20 protein-coding genes and 2 pseudogenes are annotated in these 22,728 nt (G+C 71.8%); 14 read left to right on the plus strand and 8 right to left on the minus strand.

Features of this window, described 5'->3' with window-relative positions; genetic code table 11:
- Nucleotides 1-48 precede the first annotated feature (48 nt).
- The 3 genes and pseudogenes from pdhA (at nucleotide 49) to ACRAWB_RS03255 (ending at nucleotide 3,551) form a co-directional block, all read left to right on the plus strand.
- Entirely contained in the window at nucleotides 49-1,200 is a 1,152-nt protein-coding gene (pdhA, locus tag ACRAWB_RS03245) for a pyruvate dehydrogenase (acetyl-transferring) E1 component subunit alpha (RefSeq protein WP_431352038.1), read from the plus strand.
- Nucleotides 1,197-2,207 (plus strand): alpha-ketoacid dehydrogenase subunit beta, encoded by a 1,011-nt coding sequence (locus ACRAWB_RS03250; RefSeq protein ID WP_431352039.1) that lies wholly within the window; start codon nucleotides 1,197-1,199, stop codon nucleotides 2,205-2,207. The genes pdhA and ACRAWB_RS03250 overlap by 4 nt, the downstream gene beginning before the upstream one ends.
- Nucleotides 2,207-3,551 (plus strand): annotated as a pseudogene (locus tag ACRAWB_RS03255) (dihydrolipoamide acetyltransferase family protein). Before ACRAWB_RS03250 ends, ACRAWB_RS03255 begins: the two are co-directional and overlap by 1 nt.
- 366 nt (nucleotides 3,552-3,917) lie before the next feature.
- Here the strand turns inward: ACRAWB_RS03255 and dapD are convergent.
- On the minus strand, nucleotides 3,918-4,898 hold the full coding sequence (gene dapD / locus ACRAWB_RS03260; protein WP_431352040.1) for a 2,3,4,5-tetrahydropyridine-2,6-dicarboxylate N-succinyltransferase: 981 nt from the start codon (nucleotides 4,896-4,898) through the stop codon (nucleotides 3,918-3,920).
- A gap of 17 nt (nucleotides 4,899-4,915) precedes the next feature.
- Between dapD and dapE the strand changes: the two genes are divergently transcribed.
- The 3 genes from dapE to ACRAWB_RS03275 all read left to right on the plus strand — a co-directional run bounded on the left by dapE (nucleotide 4,916) and on the right by ACRAWB_RS03275 (nucleotide 7,498).
- Nucleotides 4,916-6,013 carry a succinyl-diaminopimelate desuccinylase gene (dapE, locus tag ACRAWB_RS03265; protein ID WP_431352041.1) on the plus strand — a complete coding sequence of 366 codons (1,098 nt, stop codon included), beginning with the start codon at nucleotides 4,916-4,918 and terminating at the stop codon, nucleotides 6,011-6,013.
- Complete coding sequence (locus ACRAWB_RS03270; protein WP_431352042.1) at nucleotides 5,982-7,256, plus strand: hypothetical protein; 1,275 nt, start codon at nucleotides 5,982-5,984, stop codon at nucleotides 7,254-7,256. The genes dapE and ACRAWB_RS03270 overlap by 32 nt, the downstream gene beginning before the upstream one ends.
- Nucleotides 7,257-7,324: 68 nt before the next feature.
- Nucleotides 7,325-7,498, plus strand: a complete 174-nt coding sequence (locus tag ACRAWB_RS03275) for a DUF3117 domain-containing protein (protein ID WP_018190460.1) — start codon at nucleotides 7,325-7,327, stop codon at nucleotides 7,496-7,498.
- 77 nt (nucleotides 7,499-7,575) lie between these two features.
- Here the strand turns inward: ACRAWB_RS03275 and ACRAWB_RS03280 are convergent.
- Nucleotides 7,576-8,207, minus strand: a pseudogene (locus ACRAWB_RS03280) (O-methyltransferase).
- 97 nt (nucleotides 8,208-8,304) lie between these two features.
- Here ACRAWB_RS03280 and ACRAWB_RS03285 point away from each other — a divergent pair.
- The 3 genes from ACRAWB_RS03285 to ACRAWB_RS03295 are packed head-to-tail and all read left to right on the plus strand — an operon-like array spanning nucleotide 8,305 to nucleotide 11,651.
- Nucleotides 8,305-8,682 carry a twin-arginine translocase TatA/TatE family subunit gene (locus tag ACRAWB_RS03285; RefSeq protein WP_064112188.1) on the plus strand — a complete coding sequence of 126 codons (378 nt, stop codon included), beginning with the start codon at nucleotides 8,305-8,307 and terminating at the stop codon, nucleotides 8,680-8,682.
- A 43-nt stretch (nucleotides 8,683-8,725) separates the two neighbouring features.
- On the plus strand, nucleotides 8,726-10,093 hold the full coding sequence (locus tag ACRAWB_RS03290) for an MFS transporter (RefSeq protein ID WP_431352043.1): 1,368 nt from the start codon (nucleotides 8,726-8,728) through the stop codon (nucleotides 10,091-10,093).
- Complete coding sequence (locus ACRAWB_RS03295; RefSeq protein ID WP_431352044.1) at nucleotides 10,080-11,651, plus strand: pyridoxal phosphate-dependent decarboxylase family protein; 1,572 nt, start codon at nucleotides 10,080-10,082, stop codon at nucleotides 11,649-11,651. The genes ACRAWB_RS03290 and ACRAWB_RS03295 overlap by 14 nt, the downstream gene beginning before the upstream one ends.
- Before the next feature lie 597 nt (nucleotides 11,652-12,248).
- On the opposite strand, the gene ACRAWB_RS03300 is transcribed toward ACRAWB_RS03295, so the two are convergent.
- The 3 genes from ACRAWB_RS03300 to ACRAWB_RS03310 are packed head-to-tail and all read right to left on the minus strand — an operon-like array spanning nucleotide 12,249 to nucleotide 15,223.
- Nucleotides 12,249-13,397: an Mrp/NBP35 family ATP-binding protein gene (locus ACRAWB_RS03300; protein ID WP_431352045.1), complete on the minus strand. Its 1,149-nt coding sequence runs from the start codon at nucleotides 13,395-13,397 to the stop codon at nucleotides 12,249-12,251.
- A complete protein-coding gene (locus ACRAWB_RS03305; protein ID WP_431352046.1) occupies nucleotides 13,390-13,914 on the minus strand; it encodes a DUF1003 domain-containing protein in 525 nt (174 codons plus the stop codon). The genes ACRAWB_RS03300 and ACRAWB_RS03305 overlap by 8 nt, the downstream gene beginning before the upstream one ends.
- Nucleotides 13,901-15,223 carry a magnesium transporter MgtE N-terminal domain-containing protein gene (locus ACRAWB_RS03310; RefSeq protein ID WP_431352047.1) on the minus strand — a complete coding sequence of 441 codons (1,323 nt, stop codon included), beginning with the start codon at nucleotides 15,221-15,223 and terminating at the stop codon, nucleotides 13,901-13,903. The genes ACRAWB_RS03305 and ACRAWB_RS03310 overlap by 14 nt, the downstream gene beginning before the upstream one ends.
- Before the next feature lie 78 nt (nucleotides 15,224-15,301).
- Between ACRAWB_RS03310 and ACRAWB_RS03315 the strand changes: the two genes are divergently transcribed.
- Both ACRAWB_RS03315 and ACRAWB_RS03320 read left to right on the plus strand, forming a co-directional pair.
- Nucleotides 15,302-15,916 (plus strand): general stress protein, encoded by a 615-nt coding sequence (locus ACRAWB_RS03315; protein ID WP_431352048.1) that lies wholly within the window; start codon nucleotides 15,302-15,304, stop codon nucleotides 15,914-15,916.
- Nucleotides 15,917-15,972: 56 nt separating this feature from the next.
- Nucleotides 15,973-16,251 (plus strand): hypothetical protein, encoded by a 279-nt coding sequence (locus tag ACRAWB_RS03320; protein ID WP_431352049.1) that lies wholly within the window; start codon nucleotides 15,973-15,975, stop codon nucleotides 16,249-16,251.
- Nucleotides 16,252-16,329: 78 nt separating this feature from the next.
- On the opposite strand, the gene ACRAWB_RS03325 is transcribed toward ACRAWB_RS03320, so the two are convergent.
- On the minus strand, nucleotides 16,330-17,844 hold the full coding sequence (locus ACRAWB_RS03325; protein ID WP_431352050.1) for an aminopeptidase P family protein: 1,515 nt from the start codon (nucleotides 17,842-17,844) through the stop codon (nucleotides 16,330-16,332).
- 33 nt (nucleotides 17,845-17,877) lie between these two features.
- Between ACRAWB_RS03325 and ACRAWB_RS03330 the strand changes: the two genes are divergently transcribed.
- Together ACRAWB_RS03330 and ACRAWB_RS03335 are read left to right on the plus strand one after the other, a co-directional pair.
- Complete coding sequence (locus ACRAWB_RS03330; protein ID WP_431352051.1) at nucleotides 17,878-18,750, plus strand: PHP domain-containing protein; 873 nt, start codon at nucleotides 17,878-17,880, stop codon at nucleotides 18,748-18,750.
- A gap of 53 nt (nucleotides 18,751-18,803) precedes the next feature.
- Nucleotides 18,804-19,931: a hypothetical protein gene (locus ACRAWB_RS03335; protein ID WP_431352052.1), complete on the plus strand. Its 1,128-nt coding sequence runs from the start codon at nucleotides 18,804-18,806 to the stop codon at nucleotides 19,929-19,931.
- 9 nt (nucleotides 19,932-19,940) lie between these two features.
- On the opposite strand, the gene ACRAWB_RS03340 is transcribed toward ACRAWB_RS03335, so the two are convergent.
- Both ACRAWB_RS03340 and ACRAWB_RS03345 read right to left on the minus strand, forming a co-directional pair.
- Nucleotides 19,941-20,222: a hypothetical protein gene (locus ACRAWB_RS03340; RefSeq protein ID WP_431352053.1), complete on the minus strand. Its 282-nt coding sequence runs from the start codon at nucleotides 20,220-20,222 to the stop codon at nucleotides 19,941-19,943.
- 132 nt (nucleotides 20,223-20,354) lie between these two features.
- Nucleotides 20,355-21,848, minus strand: coding sequence for a DEAD/DEAH box helicase (locus tag ACRAWB_RS03345; protein ID WP_431352054.1), 1,494 nt, complete (start codon nucleotides 21,846-21,848; stop codon nucleotides 20,355-20,357).
- 125 nt (nucleotides 21,849-21,973) lie between these two features.
- Between ACRAWB_RS03345 and ACRAWB_RS03350 the strand changes: the two genes are divergently transcribed.
- A complete protein-coding gene (locus tag ACRAWB_RS03350; RefSeq protein ID WP_431352055.1) occupies nucleotides 21,974-22,687 on the plus strand; it encodes a ferritin-like fold-containing protein in 714 nt (237 codons plus the stop codon).
- The last annotated feature ends 41 nt before the right edge of the window (nucleotides 22,688-22,728 follow it).

Here is a 22,728-nt window from a genome sequence, read left to right on the forward strand (position 1 = left end):
GCGCCACAAGCCCGCCGCCCGGGCGCGAGAGTGAAGGTTGCGTGAACCGTGACGATCGACAATCAGCCCGCCACCCGTCAGGGCGGCTCCCACACGGATCTTGGGTCACTCGGCCTCGGCGTCATCGACGTCGTGAGCCTGCTGGACGCGGACGGCGTCCGCCACGAGGACGACCGCTACGAGGCGTGGGTCTCGGACATCGGTACCGAGCAGCTGCTCTCGCTCTACGAGGACATGCGCGTCATCCGCCGCATCGACGCCGAGGCGACCGCGCTGCAGCGTCAGGGCGAGCTGGGTCTGTGGCCGCCGCTCCTCGGCCAGGAGGCCGCCCAGATCGGCTCCGGACGCGCCCTGCGCTCCGACGACTTCGTCTTCTCCAGCTACCGCGAGCACGGCGTCGCGTACTGCCGCGGCGCCGGCCTCGTCGACCTGCTGCGCGTCTGGCGCGGCACGACACAGAGCGGCTGGAACCCGTACGACATCAACATGGCGACCCCGCAGGTCATCATCGGCGCGCAGACCCTGCACGCCACCGGCTACGCGCTCGGCATCCAGGCCGACGGCACGGATGCGGTCGCGGTCGCGTACTTCGGCGACGGCGCGACGAGCGAAGGGGATGTCAACGAGGCGCTGATCTTCGCCGCGACGTACGCCGCACCCGTCGTCTTCTTCTGCCAGAACAACCAGTACGCGATCTCCGAGCCGGTCTCGCTGCAGGCGCAGCGTCCCATCGCCGACCGTGCGCCGGGCTTCGGGGTGCCGAGCGTCCGCGTCGACGGCAACGACGTCCTCGCCGTGCTCGCGGGGACGCGGGCCGCTCTCGACCGCGCCCGCAGCGGCGGCGGCCCGACCTTCATCGAGGCCGTCACCTACCGGATGGGGCCGCACACCACCGCCGACGACCCGACCCGCTACCGCGACGCGTCCGAGCTCGACCAGTGGCGCGGCAAGGACCCGGTGTCCCGCGTCGAGGCGTACCTGAACGCCCAGGGCGCGCTCACCGACGAGCGGATGACCGCGATCCTCGCCACGGCGGACGCGGTGGCCGCCGAGATGCGCGCGGGCATCACGTCCCTCGCCGATCCCGAGCCGCTGTCCGTCTTCGACAACGTCTACGCCGAGCCGCACACCGGCCTTGCGCGCCAGCGGGACCACTACTCGCGGTACCTCCGCACCTTCGTGGGGAGCGACGGACGATGACCTCGCTGAGCATGGCCAAGGCGATCAACGCCGGCCTCCGCCGCTCGCTCGCCGCCGACGACCACGTCGTGCTGATGGGCGAGGACATCGGCACCCTCGGCGGCGTCTTCCGCGTCACCGACGGCCTCCAGACCGAGTTCGGCCCGCGCCGGGTGATGGACTCGCCGCTCGCCGAGTCCGGCATCCTCGGCACCGCGGTCGGGATGGCGTACCGCGGCTACCGGCCGGTGGTCGAGATCCAGTTCGACGGCTTCATCTATCCGGCTTTCGACCAGATCGTGAACCAGGTCGCGCGCATGCACTACCGGACCGCCGGGAACGTGAAGATGCCGATCGTCATCCGCGTCCCCTTTGCCGGCGGCATCGGCTCGGCCGAGCACCACTCCGACTCGCCCGAGGCCTACTTCGCCCACACGGCGGGCCTCCGGGTGGTCAGCCCGTCGGATCCCCAGGACGCGTTCACGCTCATCCAGCAGGCCATCGCCTCCGACGACCCGGTGCTGTTCTTCGAGCCGAAGCGCCGCTACCACGCCAAGGGCGAGGTGGATGAGGACGCACCGCTCGCCGACGCGCGCCCCATGGGCACAGCGCGGGTCGTGACGCAGGGGACCGACGTCACTCTCGTGACGTATGGCGGCCTCGTGCAGCTGGCCCGGGATGCGGCGGTCGCGGCGTCCGACGAGGGGGTCTCGGTCGAGGTGATCGATCTGCGCTCGCTGTCGCCGCTCGACCTGGACACGGTGGTCGCGTCGGTGAAGCGGACCGGCCGCCTCGTCGTCACGCACGAGGCCGCGCTGTCCGGCGGCCTCGCGGCCGAGATCTCCGCGTCGATCACCGAGCGCTGCTTCTACCACCTGGAGCATGCGCCGGTGCGGATCACCGGGCACGACATCCCGTACCCGCCCGCACGCCTGGAGTCGGCGCACCTGCCGGACCTCGACCGCATCCTCGACGGCATCGACCGCGCGATGGACCGGCCGAACTCGCTGAGCGGGGTGGAGGACTGATGGCGGTCAAGGAGTTCGCGCTGCCCGACCTCGGTGAGGGACTGACCGAGTCGGAGCTGGTCGCGTGGAAGGTCGCCGTCGGCGACACCGTGCAGCTCAACCAGATCATCGCGGAGGTCGAGACGGCCAAGGCGCTTGTCGAGCTTCCCGCGCCGTACGACGGGAGGGTGTCGCGGCTGTTCGTCGAGCCGGGCGTGACGGTGGCGGTGGGGGAGCCGCTGGTGGCGTTCGAGGTCGAGGGGGCGGATGCGGGCGGCGCGCCGTCGCCGTCGCCATCGCCCGAGTCGCAAGCGGCGGAGAACCGGGCGGCTGATGCGCCGGAGCCGACACTGGTCGGCTACGGCGCCCGGCCGGATGCGGCGAGCCGCCCGGCGCGGCGCGCGCGACCGGGGCTGATGGTGGAGGGAGCTGAGACCACGGGTGCGGTTGCCGCGTCCGCGTCGGTCGAGACGGCCCCTGCGCCGGTCGCGCTGGCCGAGCGCCCGCGCGCCACCCCGCCCGTGCGGAAGCTCGCGCGCGAGCTGGGCGTCGACCTCACGTCCATCGCCGGCTCCGGCGACCGCGGCCTCATCACCCGAGCCGACGTGGAGTCGTCCGCCCGAGCCGTCTCCGCGCCGACCTCGCCCGCGCCGTCCGACGGAGCGCGCGAGAGGCGCATCCCGATCCGCGGCGTGCGCAAGGCGACCGCGGACGCGATGGTCCGCAGCGCCTTCGGCGCGCCTCAGGCGACGGTCTTCCTCACGGTGGACGTCACGCCCACCACCGAGCTGACCGCCCGGCTGCGCGCGCGTCCCGAGTTCGCTGACGTGCGTCCGGGGCTCCTCGCGGTGATCGCGAAGGCGCTGACGCTCGCCGTCCGTCGGACGCCCGAGGTCAATTCGCGCTGGGACGACGCGGCCAACGAGATCGTGCAAGCGGACTACATCCACCTCGGCATCGCCGCCGCCACCCCGCGCGGCCTGATGGTGCCGGTCATCCGGGATGCGCACGCCCTGTCGCTCGCCGACCTCGCCGGTGCGATCCGCCAGCTCGCCGAGACCGCCCGGGCCGGACGCACCGCGCCGGCCGACCTCAGCGGCGGCACAATCACGATCACCAACGTCGGGGTGTTCGGCGTGGACATCGGCACGCCCATCCTCACCCCCGGCGAGGCGGCCATCCTCGCGGTCGGCGCCGTGCGGAAGCAGCCGTGGGAGCACGACGGCGGCATCGCGCTGCGCGACGGTGCTCACCCTCGCGCTGACCTTCGACCACCGGATCGTCGACGGCGAGCAGGCCTCCCGCTTCCTCGCCGACGTGGGCCGCATCCTCGCCGACCCCGCCGCCGTCCTCACCATGGTCTGACCCGCGCTGGTTGACGCAACACGCCGTGCGCGCCCCTGGCCGCACGGCGTGTTGCGCCCCATGGATCAACGACTGGTCCCGACACGCCGTTATGCCTGGCGGCGTAACGGCGTGTTGGGCCGAGCAGGTGGATGTGGTGCAGGCATCCACAGGTCGCAAGACGCCCTCACGGCGCTCACGTAACGGCGTGTGGCGTCCCACCGACGAACGACTGGTCCCGACACGCCGTTATGCCTGGCGGCGAAACGGCGTGTCGGGCCGAGCAGTGGATGTGGTGCAGGCATCCATGGGTCACAACACGCCGTTATCGCGCGCTTCTAACGGCGTGTTGCGTCCCACAGATGTAAGGACCAGCGGGCGGGCCGGCTACGCGTGCAGCGCCGCGTTCAGCTCCACGCCGACGCCGGCGCGGCGCAGCACCTCCACGGCCCCGGTCAGCGAGTTGCGGCGGAATAGCAGCCCCGGCTGCCCCGACAGTTCGGCCGCCTTCACGGTGCGCGGGCGTCCGTCGGCGGTCGCCGCCTCGCCGACGAGCACGACCTTCGTCCCGGCGGTCACATAGAGGCCGGCCTCGACGACGGAGTCGTCGCCGATCGAGATGCCGATGCCCGAGTTCGCGCCGAGCAGCGCCCGCTCGCCGATCGAGACGCGGTGCGTCCCGCCGCCGGACAGGGTGCCCATGATGGACGCGCCGCCGCCGATGTCCGACCCGTCGCCCACGACGACGCCCTGGGAGATGCGGCCCTCGACCATCGACGAGCCGAGCGTCCCGGCGTTGAAGTTCACGAAGCCCTCGTGCATGACGGTCGTGCCGGGCGCGAGGTGGGCGCCGAGGCGGACACGCGACGCGTCGGCGATGCGGACGCGGTCCGGCGTGACGTAGTCGAGCAGCCGCGGGAACTTGTCCACGCCCGAGACCTGGATGCCCGCCCGCTGCAGTCGCGGACGCAGCCGGTCGAGGTCGGCCGGGTTGACCGGGCCCGCGTTCGTCCACGCGACGTTCGGCAGGTGCGCGAAGATCCCGTCCAGAGACAGTCCGTTCGGCTGGACGAGCAGGTGCGAGAGCAGGTGCAGGCGCAGGTACGCGTCCGGCGTCGAGGCGGGAGGCGCATCCAGGTCGATCTCCACCGTCACGATGTCGATGCGGACGGCGCGGCGCGGGTCTTCGCCGGCCAGCTCCTCGAACTCAGCCGGGGCGATCCAGCGGTCGCGGCCGGCGGGCAGCGTCCCGAGTCGCGGCGACGGGTACCAGGTGTCGAGCACGGTGCCGTCGGCCGCGACGGTGGCGAGGCCGTAGCCCCAGGCGGAGCGGGGCGCGGCGGAACTGTCAGGCACGTCTGAAGGCATGCCCCTAGGTTAGTAGGGTGCAGAACGACAGCCTCACCCTCGACCTCAGCGCCACCTCCATCGACCTGACCCGTCAGCTGTGCGACATCGAGTCCGTCTCGGGCAACGAGGGCGCGCTCGCGGACGCCATGGAGGCGGCGCTCTCGGGCCTTCCGCACCTCGAGCTCATCCGCGACGGCGACACGCTCGTGGCCCGCACGAATCTCGGCCGCGAGCGCCGCGCGCTGATCGCCGGGCACATCGACACGGTGCCGCTCAACGGCAACCTGCCGACGCGCTTCGAAGAGCATGACGGCATCCGTTACCTCTGGGGCCGCGGCACGGTGGATATGAAGGCCGGCGTCGCCGTGCAGCTGAAGCTCGCCGCTGAGCTCACCGACCCCGCCGTCGACGTGACGTGGATGTGGTACGACCACGAGGAGGTCAACGCCGAGCTGAACGGCCTCGGGCGCCTCGCCCGCAACCGGCCCGACCTGTTCGTCGGCGACTTCGGCATCCTGGGCGAGCCGAGCAACGGCGTCGTGGAGGGCGGCTGCAACGGCAACCTGCGGGTCGAGGTCCGCACCTACGGCCTCCGCGCGCACTCGGCCCGCGGCTGGGTGGGCGACAACGCCATCCACAAGGCCGCGCCGATCCTCGACATCCTGGCCGCCTACAAGGCGCGCGAGGTGGAGGTCGACGGTCTCGTCTACAAGGAGGGGCTGAACGCCGTCGGCATCTCCGGCGGCGTCGCGGGCAACATCATCCCCGACGATTGCATGGTGCACATCAACTACCGGTTCGCTCCGTCGCGCAGCTCGCAGGAGGCCATCGAGCACATGCACGAGCTCTTCGGCGACTACGAGATCACCGTGGTCGACCGCGCCGACGGCGCCCGTCCTGGACTGGATGCGCCGCTCGCGCAGGAGTTCGTCGCCGCGGTCGGCGGCGTGGCCAAGCCGAAGTACGGGTGGACGGACGTGGCCCGCTTCAGCGCGCTGGGCATCCCCGCGGTCAACTACGGTCCCGGCGACCCGCTGAAGGCGCACGCCGACGACGAGCGCGTGGACGTGGAGCAGATCGTGGCGGCCGAGGAGGGGCTGCGTGCCTGGCTCACGGGTGCAGGATCCCGCTGACTCCGTCGCGCTGAGCGACGCCGACGACGCGCCCCGCCCGGGCGCGGGCGTCCGGGGCGCCTGGTGGACCCTGTGGTGGGTCCGCGTCCTGGCCGTCTACCTCGCCGCGCGCGTCGTCACCACGGTGATCATGCTCGCCTTCGCCGCCGCGGAGGCGAAGAACGCGTGGACCTCGGCCGCTCCCGACTACTTCACCTTCGCCAACATCTGGGACGGCCGCTGGTACGAGATCGTCGCAGGCTTCGGCTACCCGGCGAGCCTTCCGACCACGGACGGCGTGCACGTCAGCGAGAACGCGTGGGCGTTCATGCCCGGCTTCCCGGGCGTCGTGGATGCGGTCATGTTCGTCACGCGGCTGTCCTGGCCGTACGCCGCCGTGCTGGTGTCGTTCCTGGCGGGAGCGGGCGCCGCACTGGTCTTCCACCAGCTGATGCGCCGGGTCGGGCTCTCGCGGTCGCAGAGCCTGTTCGCGGTCGTGCTGTTCTGCGTCGCGCCGGTCTCGCCGCTGTTCCAGGTCGCCTACGCGGAGTCGCTGTACATCCTGCTGCTGGTCACCGCACTCCTGTTGCTCGTCGAGCGGAGGTACGGCTGGCTGTTCCCGGTCGTGCTGGCCATGGCGTTCACCCGGCCGAGCGGGCTGGCCTTCGCCCTGGCGCTGGCCATGCACGTGGTCTACCGCTGGGTGCGCCGGCGCGACGATCCCTATCCCGTGCGGGAGCGCATCCTGAGCGTGTCGCTGACGGTGTTCAGCGGGCTGGCCGGGCTGGCGTGGCCTGCCATCGCGGCGATCGCGACCGGGTCGCTCACGGCCTACACCGACACCGAGCTGGCCTGGCGCTCCCCGTACATCGGCTACGTGCACCTCGTGCCGTTCGCGCCGTGGTTCCAGGGCGCCGACTGGTGGGCGAGCGCCATGCTCGGCCTGTCCGGCTGGATCGGCGTGGTCGCCCTGGTCGTCATCCTCGTGGCGTTCGCGGTGCTGCTGTTCTCGCCCGCGGTCAGGCGGCTGGGCGTCGACCTGCGCTTCTGGGTCGCCGCGTACTCCCTCTACCTGCTCGCGGTGTTTTTCCCGCAGTCCAGCACCTTCCGCCTCCTGATGCCGCTGTTCCCACTGCTCGGCGCGCTCGCCCTGCCACGGAGTCGCGTCTACCGCGTCGGCATCGTCGCCCTGTTCGTCGCTCTGCAGGTGGGATGGGTGGCGATCTGCTGGACCATCGACGGATACGACTGGTCACCCCCGTGATACCCACGATTTCCGCAGGCCCACCAGGATGTCGGATAATAGGAGGACATCCACGAAAGGGGAGCTGCATGGCGGCCATGAAGCCGAGGACCGGGGACGGGCCTATGGAGGCTGTGAAGGAGGGACGGCTCATCATCGTGCGTGTGCCGCTCGAGGGTGGGGGACGACTGGTGGTCTCCGTCAACGACGCGGAAGCCAAAGAGCTCCATGATGCGCTCGCGAGTGTCGTAACCTCCGCCTGAACCAACGTCTGTAGCCGAGAAGGGCCCCGGATCGCATCGATCCGGGGCCCTTCTCGGCATGCGGTGTCCGCCCGCGCTTACGGCGCGAGCTTCGTGATCTGCAGCAGTCCTTCGCCCGCGGGAGAGAGCGCCGCGATGACGGCGCCGGAGGCGGACGTCTCGGTGATGAGCGTCCGGAACCCGGTGGCCACCTCGTCCCGTGCCGCCGGGTCCGCGACTCGGCCGCGCCACAGCGCGCGAGCGACCAGCACGGTCCCGCCGGGGCGCACCAGCCGCAGGCCGTGCTCGACGTACTCGATGACCGACTGCGGGTCCGCGTCGATGAAGACGATGTCGTAGGAGTTCTCGTTCATCCGCGGCAGCACCTCGAGGGCGCGGCCCGGGATGAGGCGAACGCGGTTGGCGGGGACGCCCGCCTCGGTGAAGAACGCGCGTGCGTGCTGCTGGTTCTCGACCTCGACGTCGATGGACGTCAGCTGCGCCTCGGTGCCGCCGGTGAGCAGCCACAGGCCGGAGACGCCGACGCCCGTGCCGATCTCGACGACGTTCTCCGCCCGGGTGGCGGCGACGACCACGGCCGCCTGGGCGCCTGTCGCGGGGAGATCGGCTCGATGCCCAGCTCCAGCGACTGCTGGCGGGCGCGCGCGATCACCTCGCTCTCGACGACGACGTCGTCGGCGAACCTCCAGTTCGAGTCCTTCTCTGACACAGCGCTCCCGTCGATCAGCTGCTTCTCGCGGCTTCTTCCGAGGATACGGTCGGCTGGCACGGCATCCGTGGAGGCACCGCCGCGATACCCTGGAATGGTGTTCGGGCTGACCTTCGACAAGCTGCTGATCGTGGCGGTGATCGCGGCGTTCGTCATCGGCCCGGAGCGCCTTCCCACCTATGCGGCCAAACTCGGCCAGCTGGTGCGCTCTCTGCGCGACTTCGCGAACGGCGCGAAAGACCGGATGCGCGACGAGATGGGCCCCGAGTTCGACGAGGTCGACTGGAAGAAGCTCGACCCGCGGCAGTACGACCCGCGGCGCATCATCCGCGAGGCGCTGCTGGAGGATCCGGCGGCCGGCGCGGGCGCTGCGGCTGGCGGCGCGATCAAGCCGGTGACGCAGTCCGCCTATGCGCAGCGCAAGATGCCGCTGACGGCGGGCGCGGTGCCGCCGTACGACACCGAGTCCACCTGAGCCGCTGCGGGGCGCGGGGTCGCGCATCCACTACGCTGCGGACATGATCGCAACGGAGCAGTCGCTGACCCGGGCGACCGTCGCGCGGTACGCCGTCGGATCGCTGGGGACCGGCGGCTTCGCCACCCTTCCGGGCCTCGTCCTCGTCTACTACCTGACCGACTCGCTCGGCGTCGCCGCGATCGTCGCGGGTGTCGTGGTCACGGTCGCGAAGGTCTGGGACGTGATCATCGACCCGGTCATCGGAGCGCGCAGCGACCGGATGCTCGCGGTGCGGGGGTCGCGCCGCCCCATGATGCTGCTCGGCGCGATCGCCCTCCCGGTGTTCTTCCTCCTCACCTTCGCCGTGCCTCCCGGCACGCCGGCCGGCGTCGCCGCGGTGTGGGTGCTTCTCGCGTTCGTGCTGACCGCGACGGCGTTCAGCCTGTTCCAGGTGCCGTACATCGCGCTGCCCGCCGAGCTCGCGTCGGGATACGACCAGCGGACGCGCCTGCTGACCTGGCGCGTCGTCGTGCTGACGTTCGCCATCCTGCTGTTCGGGGCCGGGGGACCGGCACTCCGGTCGCTCGGCGGCGGCAACGCGTTCAGCGGCTACCTGCTCATGGCGCTCGTCGCCGGTGTGGTGATCGGCGCCGGGATGCTCGTCTCCGCGTTCGTCGCCCCGCGTGGCCTCCCCGCGGCCGACGTGCCGCCGCGGGAGAGCATCCTGGTCACCCTGCGCTCGAATTATGCGGCCGGGGTGCAGGTCCTGCGCGACAGCCAGCCGTTCCGCGCCCTGCTGCTCACCTTCCTGCTGCAGGGACTCGCGACCGGGCTGATGCTGGCGGGCGCGAACTACGTCGCGACGTGGGTGCTGCACTCCGAGGATGCGGTGACGTTCCTGTTCGTCGCGCTGATCGGGCCGGCGCTGATCGTCACGCCGGTGTGGGGCGTCGTCGCCCGGCGAATCGGCAAGGAGCGCGGGTTCGCGATCGCGAGCATCCTGTTCGGCGTGGCCGCACTGTCCATGGTCGCGCTGCTGTGGGCGCCGGGCGCGTGGGTGTACGCGCCGGTCGCGCTGGCGGGCGCCGCGTACGCCGGGATGCAGGCGCTGCCGATGGCGATGCTGCCCGACGTCATCTCGCACGATGCACGACGCAACGGCGAGGGCCGCGCCGGGACGTTCGGCGGGATGTGGACCGCCGGCGAGACGACCGGCATGGCGCTCGGCGCGACCGTGCTCAGCATCGTGCTCGCCGTGAGCGGCTACGTCTCGCGCAGCGCCGCCGCGGCGGATGCGGTGCAGCCGGGAAGCGCGGTCGCGGGCATCGCGCTGGGCTTCAGCCTCATCCCGGCCCTGATCATCGCGGTCAGCCTGGTGCCGCTCGCGCGGTACCGGCTGCGGAAGGGAGACATCGATGTCGTCGTTTGATCAGGCCGCGATCCTCGCGCGGCTCTCCGCGCTGCGGGCGGCGGACGCGCCGACGCACGGCGGGCGCGTCCTGAGCTACGTGTACGACTCCGGGATGCCGGAGCTCGACGAGCTGGCCGCCGAGGCGATGCGCTTGGTGCAGCCGGTGAACGGGCTGGACCCGACCACGTTCACCTCCGTCGCGGTGATGGAGCGGGAGGTCGTCGGGTTCGCGCGCGAGCTGCTGCACGGCGACGACGACGTGGTCGGCTCGGTGACCTCCGGCGGGACCGAGTCGTGCCTTCTCGCGGTGAAGACCGCGCGGGATGCGTGGCGCGCGGCCGGCGGGACCGGCACGCCGCGGCTGGTCGCGCCGGTGACGGTGCACGCAGCGTTCCAGAAGGCGGCGGCGCTGTTCGACCTCGCGCTCGATCTGGTGCCGGTGTCGGTCGCGGCCGGGCAGGTGGACGCGTCTCAGCTGATCTCGCGCATCGCTCCGGACGTCGCGCTCGTCGTCGTGTCCGCCCCGTCGTACCCGTACGCGACGCTCGACCCGGTCGAGGAGGTTGCGGCCGCCTGCGACGCCGCGGGTGTGGCGTGCCACGTCGACGCGTGCATCGGCGGCTGGGTGCTGCCGTTCTGGCGCGCCGCCGACGGGTCGCCGCTGCCCGCGTGGGACTTCCGCGTCGCCGGGGTCACCAGCGTCTCCGCTGACCTCCACAAGTACGGGTACGCGCCGAAGGGCGCCAGCGTGCTGCTGCAGCGCGACCGGGACCGGCAGCGCCGCCAGTACTTCGCCACGACCGGATGGCCGGGCTACCCGGTCGTCAACGCCACGCTGCTCGGGTCGAAATCGGCGGCGGCGCTGGCCGCATCCTGGGCCATCGTGCAGGCGCTCGGCGCGCGCGGCTTCGCCCGGCTGGCGGAGTCCTGCGGGCGGGCGACGCGAGCTCTGGTGGATGTGGTCGGCGACATCGAGGGTCTGCGGGTCGTGGGCTCGCCGACCGGTCCGTTGTTCGCGGTGGCGACGGACGAGTCCGTGCCGGCCGACCGGCGCGTGGATCCGCACCACTGGGCCGACCGCGTCCGCCGCCGAGGGTGGATCCTGCAGCTGCAGCCCGGCCTCACACAGCCGGACGGGACGCGGCTGCCGCACACCACGCACCTCACGATCACGCCGGTGACGGAGGGGCGCGTGGACGAGCTGGAGGCGGCGCTCCGCGGCGCGGCCGACGAGGCGCGCGGCGTCCCGCCGGTCGACCGGCACGCAGTGCTCGGCGCCCTGCCGCCACGGCTGGCGTCCGCCGGTGCCCTCGACTCGGCGACCGCCGCCCGCATCCTCGGTGCGATCGGCCTGACCGGCGGCGCGACCCCCGGCCTCCCCGACGACCAGGCTCCGCTGCTCGCCCTCGTGGAAGCGCTGCCGCGTCCCGTCGCCGAGCGCCTTCTCGTCGAACTGCTCGCCCGCGCCGTCGAGCCCCCGACGCCTGACGCCGCCGCGTCCCCGCCCGCCCGCCAGTTGCTCGCAGTTGCGCTCGACACACCGCCGCGGCCCGCAACAACGAGCAAGTCACCGTGAGGTGCAGGTAGTTGCGGGCGCCGCGCCGCGCGGGTGCGCGAGTACCTGCACTTCATGCCCTGGACGCGCGAGGCCGGCCCGCCCTCCCGGCCCGGCAGTTGCTCGTAGTTGCGCTCGACACGCCACTGTGGGCCGCAACTACGAGCAAGTCACGGAGACCACCACCGCCAGCCCGAGGTGCAGCTAGGTGCGGGCGACGCGCCGCGCGGCCGCGCGAGGACCTGCACTTCGTGCCCTGGACGCGCGGGGCCGGCCCGCCCTCACCTCCGGCCAGTTGCTCGTAGTTGCGGCCGACACGCCGCCGTGGGCAGCAACATTGAGCAAGCCACGGGGACTACCACCGCCAGCCCGAGGTGCAGCTTGGTGCGGGCGACGCGCCGCGCGGGTGCGCGCGTACCTGCACTTCGTGCCGTGGACGCGCGAGGCCGGCCCGCCCTCCCGGCCCGGCCGCCACGCCGTCAGTTGCTCGTAGTTGCGCTCGACACGCCGCCGAGGGCCGCAACTACGAGCAAGTCACCGTGAGGTGCAGGTAGTTGCGGTCGACACGCCGCGCGGGTGCGCGACGACGTGCACTTCGCGCTCAGGCAAGCGGGCGCGTCAGCGGACGGAGAGGCCGAGCTTGCGGCCGGCGAGGCCGCGGGCGCGCGTCCCGAGCCGGTCGGCGACCGCGCGGATCGCCGCCGCGGCCGGGTCGGCCGGGTCGGTGACCACGATCGGCGCACCCGCATCCCCGCCGGCCCGCAGCGGGATGCTGAGCGGCACGCTGGCGAGCAGCGGCACCTCCTCATCCTGCCCGGCCGACAGCCGGCGCGCCACCTCCGCGCCGCCACCGCTGCCGAACAGCTCGAGCACCGACCCGTCCGGCTGCACCAGCCCAGCCATGTTCTCGATCACGCCGATGACCTTCTGCCCGGTCTGACGGGCCACCACGCCCGACCGCTCCGCCACATCCGCGGCCGCCGGCTGCGGGGTCGTCACGACCAGCACCTCCGCGGTCGGCAGCAGCTGCCCGACCGAGATTGCCACGTCGCCGGTCCCGGGCGGCAGATCGAGGAGCAGCGCGTCCAGGTCGCCGAAGTACACGTCCGTCAGGAACTGCTGGATGGTGCGGTGCAGCATCGGCCCGCGCCACGCGACCGCCGCGGATGCGGAGTCGACGAACATCCCGATCGAGACCACCTTCACGCCGTAGGCGACCGGCGGCAGGATCATGTCGTCCACGCGCGTCGGCCGCGGCGCGACGCCGTTCTCGTCGGTGAGGCCGAGGATGCCGGGGATCGAGAAGCCGTGCACGTCCGCATCCACGATCCCCACGCGCAGCCCGCGCTCGGCCAGCGCGACCGCGAGGTTCGCCGTGACGGTCGACTTGCCGACGCCGCCCTTGCCGCTGGTCACCGCGTAGACGCGGGTCAGCGACTCCGGCCCGAACTGCTGCCCGCGCGCGGGGCGTCCGGCGCGCAGCTTCTCCGTCAGCGCGCGCCGCTCGGTCGGCGTCATCACGGACACGTCCACCGCGACCGACGTCACGCCCGGGACCGCCGCCGTCGCCGCGCGCACATCCCGCTCGATCGCGTCCGCCGCCGGACACCCGACGATGGTCAGCTTGATGCCGACCGACGCGCGGCCGTCCGCATCCACCGACACCGCGTCCACCATGTCGAGCTCGGTGATCGGCTTGCGGATCTCCGGGTCGAGCACAGCGGCCAGCGCGCCGCGGACCGCGCCGTCGAGAGGGGAATCAGGCACGGGCCGCCTGTTCCCCTTCGCCCGACTCGGACTTCTCCAGGTCTTCGAGCAGCGACCTCAGCTCGGCGCGGATGAAGTCCTTCGTCGCCATGTCGCGCACCGCCAACCGCAGCGCGACGACCTCGCGGGCCAGGTACTCGGTGTCGGCGAGGTTGCGCTCGGCGCGCTGCCGGTCCTGCTCGATCTGCACCCGGTCGCGGTCGTCCTGCCGGTTCTGGGCGAGCAGGATGAGCGGGGCAGCGTACGACGCCTGCAGGGACAGCACCAGCGTCAGCGCGATGAACCCGAGCGCGGAGGAGTCGAAACGCCACGCGTTGGGTGCGAGGGTGTTCCACCCCATCCAGGCGACGACGAAGATCGTGAGCCCGAGCACGAACCAGGGCGTGCCCATGGCACGCGCGATCCACTCGGTGAACCGCCCGAAGCGGTCGTTCGACTCCACCCGGTCGCGCCGGAGCACCGGTGTGCGGAGGCCCTTCGGGGCGTCGAGCGCCGTGTCCTGCCTACCTCGTGCCACTTCCGCCCCTCCTTCCGTTCACGATGCGGATGCTGCCGGTCTCGTCGGACGGCTCCGTGCGTTTCACGGGGTCGTCCTCGTCTTGACTTCGCCAGTCGTCGGGGAGCAGGTAGTCGAGGATGTCGTCGATGGTCACCACCCCGACGAGCCGGTGCTTGTCGTCCACCACGGGGACGGACACGAGGTTGTACGAGGCGAGGATGCGCGACACCTCGGCGGCGGAGGTGTCGGCGGTCACCGGCTCCAGGCCAGGGTCGAGCAGGGTGCCGAGGCGCACGTGCGGGGGATAGCGCAGCATCCGCTGGAAGTGCACGACACCGAGGAAGCGGCCGGTCGGCGCCTCGTACGGCGGCAGGGTCACGCAGACCGCGGCGCCGAGCGCCGGCGCGAGCTCGTGGCGGCGGATGAGGGCGAGGCCTTCCGCGACGGTTGCGTCGGCCGACACGATGATCGGCTCCGTGGTCATCAGACCGCCGGCGGTGTCCGGGTTGTAGCTGAGGAGCATGCGGACGTCCTCCGCCTCCTCCGGCTCCATCAGCTCCAGAAGGTGCTCGCCGCGCTCGTCGGAGAGCTGGGCGATGAGGTCGGCGGCGTCGTCCGGCTGCATCTGGTCGAGCACGTCAGCCGCGCGGTCGTCGTCGAGCTTGGCGAGGATCTGCACCTGCTCGCTCTCGGGCATCTCCTCGAGCACGTCGGCGAGCCGGTCGTCCGGCAGCTCCTCCGCGACCTCCAGCATCCGCTGCTGAGGGAGGTCGAGGAGCGTGTTCGCCAGGTCGGCAGGCTTCAGCTCGGAGTAGGTGGCGATCAGCTGCTCGGCGGACTGCGCCTCGCCCAGCTTCTGCTTCTCGCGCACCTCGTTCCAGGAGACGAACGTGGTCGGGCCCTTGCCGAACGGCGATGCACCCGTCTTGGGCTTGCGGACGAAGAGCTGGCTGACCGCCCAGTCGCCGGTGTCGGTCTCCTCGATCGCGACGTCCTCGATCGTGGCCTCGCCGCTGCCGTCGGCGAAGACCACCCGGCGACCGAGCAGTTCGGCGATGACGCGCACCTCGCCGCCGCGCTGCTCGAAGCGGCGCAGGTTGATGAGGCCGTTGGTGATGATCTGTCCGCTGCTGATGCTGGTGACACGGCCGATGGAGAGGAACACCCGGCGCTTGCCCGGGATCTCGACGATGAGGCCGACCACCCGCGGCGGGTCGTTCTTGCGGTACACCACGAGGACGTCGCGAACCTTGCCGACCCGGTCGCCGACGGGGTCGAACACGGTCGTCCCGGCGAGTCGGGCGACGAACACTCTGGCGGCACTCACCCTATAAACCTAAGCCCTCGCGGGTGAACGACAGCTGTTTCCTGTGCCCGTCACGGGACGGGATGGAACAATGGCCCCATGAGCACACCCGGCCCGATGAACGCGCGCAACCGCATCCTCTTCCCGACGCTGCCCCGCGGCGAGGTGGTGGCCACTTTCGAGAGTTACCCGCAGGCCCAGGAGGCGGTGGATGTGCTGGCCCGCGCCGACTTCCCGGTCGACAAGGTCTCGATCGTCGGAAGCGACCTGAAGAGCGTCGAGCGGGTCACCGGCAAGCTGACCTGGGGCCGCGCTGCGCTCGCGGGCGCCGCCTCCGGAGCGTGGCTCGGACTGTTCTTCGGCCTGCTGCTCATCATCTTCTCGCCGACGGTCAGCCTGGCCTTCGTCATCGCCGCGCTGCTGATCGGCGCCGGGTTCGGGATGCTGTGGGGGCTGGTCACGTACGGCGTGAACCGGCGTCGCCGCGACTTCACGTCCATCCAGCAGGTCATCGCCACGAGCTATTCGGTCGTCGTGGACAGCGAGCTCGGCAACCGCGCCCGCAACCTGCTCCAGGGCGGGGGAGCGGAGCAGCCCGCTGCGCCGACCGCCACGGCCCCCGGATGGACGCCGCCGCCGCAGCCGCAGCACCCGTCCGACCCGCCGCCGGCGCCGCCCGCCGGCGAGGAGCGTCCGCCCGCGCCTCCGGCCTGACGCGTCGAGCGCGGCGCCGACGTCCCATGGGCGCCCGTCCTCGGTACGCCCTGTGGTTGCTCGTCTCGATTCCGGTCGCATTGTTCATCGACGTCTGTCTGACGGGATGGGCTTCGTTCGCCTGGTGCGGCTTCGGCGGCTGCAACTACCCACATGCGGGTGCGGACTCCGATGTAGCGTTCGTCACCATCCCGCTGCTCAGCGGGGTGTTCGTGGTGACGTTCCTCGCTCTGGTGCTCCCGCCCTGGATATCGGGATGGAGGCGCCCGGCGATCGCGGCGACGGCGGCCTTCGTCGCGCTTGCCCTGGCGTGGGATGCGGTATTCGCCCACTGATAGCCCGCGGAAGTGCAGGTAGTTGCGGTCGACACGCCGTCGAACACCGCAACGACCTGCACTTCACGGAGGGAAAGGTCAGCGCCGCGAGAGGCGACGCACCCAGGCCTCGACGTCGTCCGCCGTGCGCGGGATGCCGATCGACAGGTTCTCCGCGCCGTCGGCGGTGACCAGGATGTTGTCCTCGATCCGCACGCCGATGCCGCGGAACCGCTCGGGCACCGTGAGGTCGTCCGGCTGGAAGTACAGCCCCGGCTCGATGGTGAACACCATCCCGGGCTCGAGCACGCCGTCGAGGTAGAGGTCGCGTCGTGCCTGCGCGCAGTCGTGCACGTCGAGGCCGAGGTGGTGGCTCGTCCCGTGCACCATGTAGCGGCGGTGCTGCTGGTTCTCCTGCTGCAGCGCCTCCTCGGCGCTCACCGGCAGCAGCCCCCACTCGGCGGTGCGGCGAGCGATCACGCCCATCGCGGTGGCGTGGATCTCGCGGAAGCGGATGCCCGGCTTCACGATCGCGAACGCCGCGTCCGCCGCCTCGAGCACCGCTTCGTAGATCAGCCGCTGCGTCTCGGTGAACGTTCCGTCGATCGGGAACGTGCGCGTGATGTCGGCGGTGTAATAGCTGTCGAGCTCGACGCCCGCATCCATCAGGATGAGGTCGCCCGGCACCACGGGACCGTCGTTGCGCGTCCAGTGCAGGATGCACGCGTGCGGTCCGCTCGCGGCGATCGTGTCGTAGCCGACCGTGTTGCCGTCGGCGCGGGCGCGCCCGTTGAAGACGCCCTCGACCAGTCGCTCGCCACGCGGGTGCGCGGTGATGCGGGGCAGGTCGGCGATGACGTCGTCGAAACCGCGTGCGGTCGCGTCGACCGCCGCGCGCAGCTCGGCGATCTCGAAGTCGTCCTTGATCAGGCGGAGCTCGGACAGGTCGCGGGCGAGCCGGTCGTCGTCGGCGTGGTCCTCGGCATCCGTGGTGTCGGCGTCCGCGTCGCCGAGCAGGAGACGCGCCGCATCCACCTCGTCGGTGAGCGCGGGGTCTGCCTCGCGCAGGACGATCGTGTCGGCGTCCACCGCGTCCAGCACGGCCTGCACGTCGGCGATGCCGCGCGTCGGCAGGCCGAGGTCGCTCGCCACCTGAGCGAGCGACGGGCGCGGCCCGATCCAGAACTCGCCGATCTCGGGGTTCGCGTAGAACTCGTCGGAGTCGCGCCCCGCGCGCTCACGGAAGTACAGGGTCGCCTCATGACCGGAGGCGGTCGGCTCCAGCACGAGCACGCTGCCCGGCTCGGAGTCGGATCCCCAGCCGGTCAGGTGCGCGAACGCCGAGTGCGCGCGGAAGGCGTAGTCGGTGTCGTTGCTGCGCTGCTTGAGGCGACCGGCCGGGATGATCAGCCGCTTGCCCGGGAACAGCTCCGACACGCGAGCGCGGCGGGCGGCGGCGTACGCGGCCTGCGGCCGTGCCCCGGGAAGCACCTCCGGCCGCTCAGCCCATCCCCTGCCGATGTACTCCCGGAACGCGTCGGACCCCGGCGTGGTCGAGCGGTTCTGCGTGGCGCGCGGCGCCTGGTCGGTCGTGCTCTGCGTGGACTGCGACATGCCGACCATTCTTCCACTCCTAGGATGTTGACCATGGCTGATGCGCGACGGTTCCGTGGTCCCGTCGACCTGCACACGCACTCCAGCGTCTCCGACGGCACCGAGACGCCGGCGGAGCTCGTGCGGTCGGCCGCCGCCGCAGGGCTCGGCACCGTGGCGCTCACCGACCACGACTCGACCACGGGATGGGCGGAGGCGGCCGCCGAGGGCGCGCGGTCGGGCATCACCGTCATCCCCGGCATGGAGCTGTCCACCCGCATCGAGTTCGCCAGCGTCCACATGCTCGGCTACCTGTTCGACCCGGCGAACGACGCGCTTGTGGCCGAGACGAAACGCATCCGCGACGGCCGCATGCGCCGCGCGGAGGACATGGTGCGCCGCATCTCCGCCGACTACGACATCACCTGGGACGACGTGCTCGCGCAGGCGAGCGAGGGCGCGACCGTCGGCCGTCCGCACATCGCCGACGCGCTGGTGGCCCGCGGGCTGGCCTCGGATCGCAGCGCAGCGTTCGCCGGCATCCTGCACTGGCGCAGCGGCTACTTCCAGCCGCACTACGCCCCGGAGCCGCTGACCGGGGTACGGCTCATCCGCGGCGCGGGCGGCCTGCCCGTGCTCGCGCATCCCGCGACCGGCGGTCGCAGCCGAGTCATCCCGGAGGACCGCCTGCGGCGCCTGGTGGATGCGGGCCTCTTCGGTCTGGAACTCGACCACCGCGAGAACACGCCGGACGGCGTGGCGCGGCTGCGGGAACTCGCGGCGCGCTACGGGCTGCGGATCACCGGCTCCAGCGACTACCACGGCGCAGGCAAACCGAACCGCCTCGGCGAGAACACGACCGACCCCGCCGTCGTGGACGCGATGATCGAAGAAGCGACAGGCGCGGCGCCTTTCTACGCTCCGTGACCTCCACCCCGTAGCCTGGACCCCGGTCGGGGTCGAGAGAGCGAGGTGCGCGGGTGAGACGGTTCTGGCGAGGATCGGCGGTCGCGGCCGCCCTGACGGCCGCCCTGGTGATCGCGGGCGGTGCCGCCCCGGCCAGTGCCGATACGTATCCCTCCTGGGACGACGTGCAGGCCGCCAAGAACAACGCTGCCGCCGCGCAGGCCGAGGTGGACCGCATCAACGGGCTCCTGCAGAGCCTCCAGAGCGCGGCGAACGCCGCGGGTGACCTGGCCGTGAAACGGCTCGGCGAGTACGGCGCCGCCGAGGCCGCCCTGCAGAAGGCGACCGCCAAGGCTGACGACCTCGCCGCCAAGGCGCACGATGCGACGGCGAAGGCCGACCAGCTCCGGTCGCAGAGCGGCAAGCTCGCCGAGCAGCTGAGCCGCGCCGGCACCTCCTCGGTGTCGCTGCGCCTCTTCCTCAGCCCGACCGCCTCGAAGTCCGACACCCTGCTGTACCAGCTCGGCGCCGTGTCCCAGCTCGCCGACCGCAACAGCGCCCTGTTCGCGCAGGCCAACGCCCAGAAGAACGTCGCGTCGTCGCTGAGCAGCCAGGCGGCGGACGCCAAGACCATCCGCGACCAGCTCGCGGCAGAGGCGAAGAAGGCGCTGGATGCGGCGACCGCGGCGAAGCGCGCGGCGGACGCGCAGCTGGCCGACCAGAAGCAGCACGCCAACACCCTCTACGCGCAGCTCGCTGCGCTCAAGAACACGCAGGCGTCGGTCGAGCAGCAGTACGCGGCCGGACAGGCGGCCGCGGCCGCAGCCGCCGCTGCCGCGAACACCGGCGGCGGATCCGACGGCTTCGCGCCGCCGCCCGGCATGGTCGTGGACCCGGCGGGCGCGCAGGCGTACGCGGCGAGCCGCCTCGGCGCCTTTGGCTGGGGGAGCGACCAGATGCCGTGCCTGATCAAGCTGTGGAACCACGAGTCGGGCTGGCGCGCGGACGCCTACAACACGTCGAGCGGCGCCTACGGCATCCCGCAGTCGCTGCCCGCCAGCAAGATGGCGAGCGCCGGCGCGGACTGGATGACGAACCAGAACACGCAGGTCAACTGGGGTCTGGACTACATCAACCGCGCCTACGGCTCACCCTGCGCCGCGTGGACGTTCGAGATGAGCCACGACCCCAACTGGTACTGACGCCCGGGTTCACTCCACGCCGAGGGCGGTCAACACCGACTGCGCGGCGACCGCGACCGCTATGACGATCGCGCATCCCGCTACCGAGGCGGCGAAGGCGACGAGACCTCTGCGCGAGCGGCGTCCCGCCACCGTCCGGCCGTCGAACGACAACCCTGACATCTTGTCGATGTTCGGGGCGACGATCCCCACGAAGGGTTCCTGCGGATCGTCGGGGAGGCCGTAGGGCAGCGGCCGGTCGGGTCCGTCCGCACGGAAGACGCCGTCCCGGCCTTCGCGCATGTCGATCATGATGCCCCCATCCTCCGCGATAACCGAAGCATAGGGCGGTGGCAGCCGGATGCAAACAATCCCTGACTTCTTCGGTCTTCCGGAGCGGAAACGGTCGAAGAACTCAGGGATTGTCGGCGGAGTGATCCGGGGTCAGCTCGCGGGGGTCGCCGGGGAGCCGCCGCGGGAGCGGCGACGGCGGCGGCGCGGTGCGCTGTTGCCGTCGCGGTGCTGCTGACCGCCTCCGTCGTGCGTGCCGGTCGCGGCCTTCGGCTCGCCGGCCTCGGCGGGAGCGGCCGACTCGGCCTGGCTCGCCTGGCCCTCTCCGGATCCCGAGCCGCCACGCGTGCGGCGGCGGCTCCGGCTGCGGCCCGAACGCTCGCCGCCGTCGGGGCCGGTCGAGTCCGAGCGGCCGCCGCGAGACGGCTGCGCGCCGTCGCCCTGCGGCGCCTTGACCGCGGGCGTCGTCTTCAGACGGCCCTTGGCCCCGGCGGGGATGTCGAGGTCGCTGTAGAGGTGCGGCGACGACGAGTAGGTCTCCGTCGGCTCCGGCTGCCCGAACTCCAGCGCCCGGTTGATGAGTGCCCACTTGTGCAGGTCCTCCCAGTCGACGAAGGTCACGGCGATGCCGGTCTTGCCCGCACGACCCGTGCGGCCCGCGCGGTGCAGGTACGTCTTCTCGTCGTCCGGGATGGTGTGGTTGATGACGTGCGTGACGTCGTCCACGTCGATGCCGCGGGCGGCGACGTCGGTGGCGATCAGGATGTCCTTCTTGCCCGCCTTGAACGCGGCCATGGCGCGCTCGCGCTGCTCCTGGTTGAGGTCGCCGTGCACGGCGGCGGCGTTGAAGCCGCGGTCGTTCAGCTCCTCGACCAGCTTGGCGGCGGCGCGCTTGGTGCGCGTGAAGATCACGGTCTTGCCGCGGCCCTCGGCCTGGAGGATGCGGGAGATGACCTCGTCCTTGTCGAGCGAGTGCGCGCGGTAGATCAGGTGCTTGATGTTCGCCTGGATCTGGCCCTCGTCGGGGTCGCTGGCGCGGATGTGCACCGGGCGCGTCATAAAGCGGCGCGCGAGTGCGACGATCGGGCCGGGCATGGTCGCCGAGAAGAGCATGGTGTGGCGGGTGGCCGGGGTCTGCGCGAACAGCTTCTCGATGTCGGCGAGGAAGCCGAGGTCGAGCATCTTGTCGGCCTCGTCGAGCACCATCTCCTGCACGCCGCCGAGGCTCAGCAGGCGCTGGCCGGCGAGGTCGAGGAGGCGGCCGGGCGTGCCGACGACGATCTGCGCGCCCGCCTTGAGCTGCGCGATCTGGCCCTCGTACGCCTTGCCGCCGTAGATCGCGGCGATGGTGGTCGGGCGGCCGGCGGCGGCCAGTTCGAGGTCTTCGTAGACCTGGATGGCCAGCTCGCGGGTCGGCACGACGACGAGCGCCTTCACGCCGGGCTCGGGGTCGAGCCCGAGGCGCTGGATGAGCGGGAGGCCGAAGCCGAGAGTCTTGCCGGTACCCGTCTTGGCCTGGCCGATGATGTCCTGGCCGGTGAGGGCGAGGGGGATGGTCTGCGTCTGGATGGGGAACGGCTCCACGATGCCCTTGGCCGCGAGCTGGTCCACCATGTCCTGGTCGATGTTGAGTTCTGAGAAAGTCACTGTGAGGTTTGCCTGTCGATTCGATCGGAAGGTCTACGCCCTGTTCTCTGTCGCAGGCGTAGGGCCGTCGATCCTGCGCCGACGGCGTTCCAAGCCTACTGGACCCGCCCGATACACTGCTGAGCATGTCCACGTGGTTCACCCGGCGCCGGCCCACCGTCGAGCTCCCGCGCCTCACTCCGCGGCGGCCCGTCACCACCGTCCGCGTGGACCTGCACGAGGTCATGCCCGACCTGGTGCCGTACGTCGGGCAGGCGGCGTACCTGCAGCTGGAGCAGTTCGAGACGCTTTCGCGCGTCGCCGCCGAGACGGAGGACCTGCACGCCAAACAGCTGGTGTCCGCCGCGGCCGGGCACGCGCTGTCGAAGCATCAGGGCATCGTCGCCGAGCTCCGCCGCCGCGGCCACGACCCGGCGGCGGCGATGGAGCCGTTCGCGGTCGAGATCGAGGGCTTCAGCGCCCTCATCGTCGGCGCCGACTGGCGTGAGACGCTGCTCTCGGCACTCGTGACCGGCGGCCTGCTCGACGACTTCTTCATCCGCCTCGCCGCGGGCCTCCCGGGCGACGTCGGCCCGCGCTTGGCGCACCTCCTGGGGTCGGAATCCGGTCAGGAGGGCGTGCTGGAGGTGCTGCGCACGGAGATCGGGAAGGACCCGCAGCTGGCGTCCCGGCTCGCGATGTGGGGCCGTCGCCTGGTGGGCGACACGCTGCTGGTCGCGCGTTCCGCGCTGCACCTCTCGGGCAACCGGGCGACGGACGAGGAGCGGATCGAGCCGATCTTCACCGAGCTGATCGCGGCGCACACGCGGCGCATGGACGCGCTGGGGTTGACCGCGTAGCGGACTCGGCTAGCATCTGGTATACTTGACTCATCAACACC

The sequence above is a fragment of the Leifsonia poae genome (genome assembly GCF_050632865.1).
GTDB lineage: Bacteria > Actinomycetota > Actinomycetes > Actinomycetales > Microbacteriaceae > Leifsonia > Leifsonia poae_B.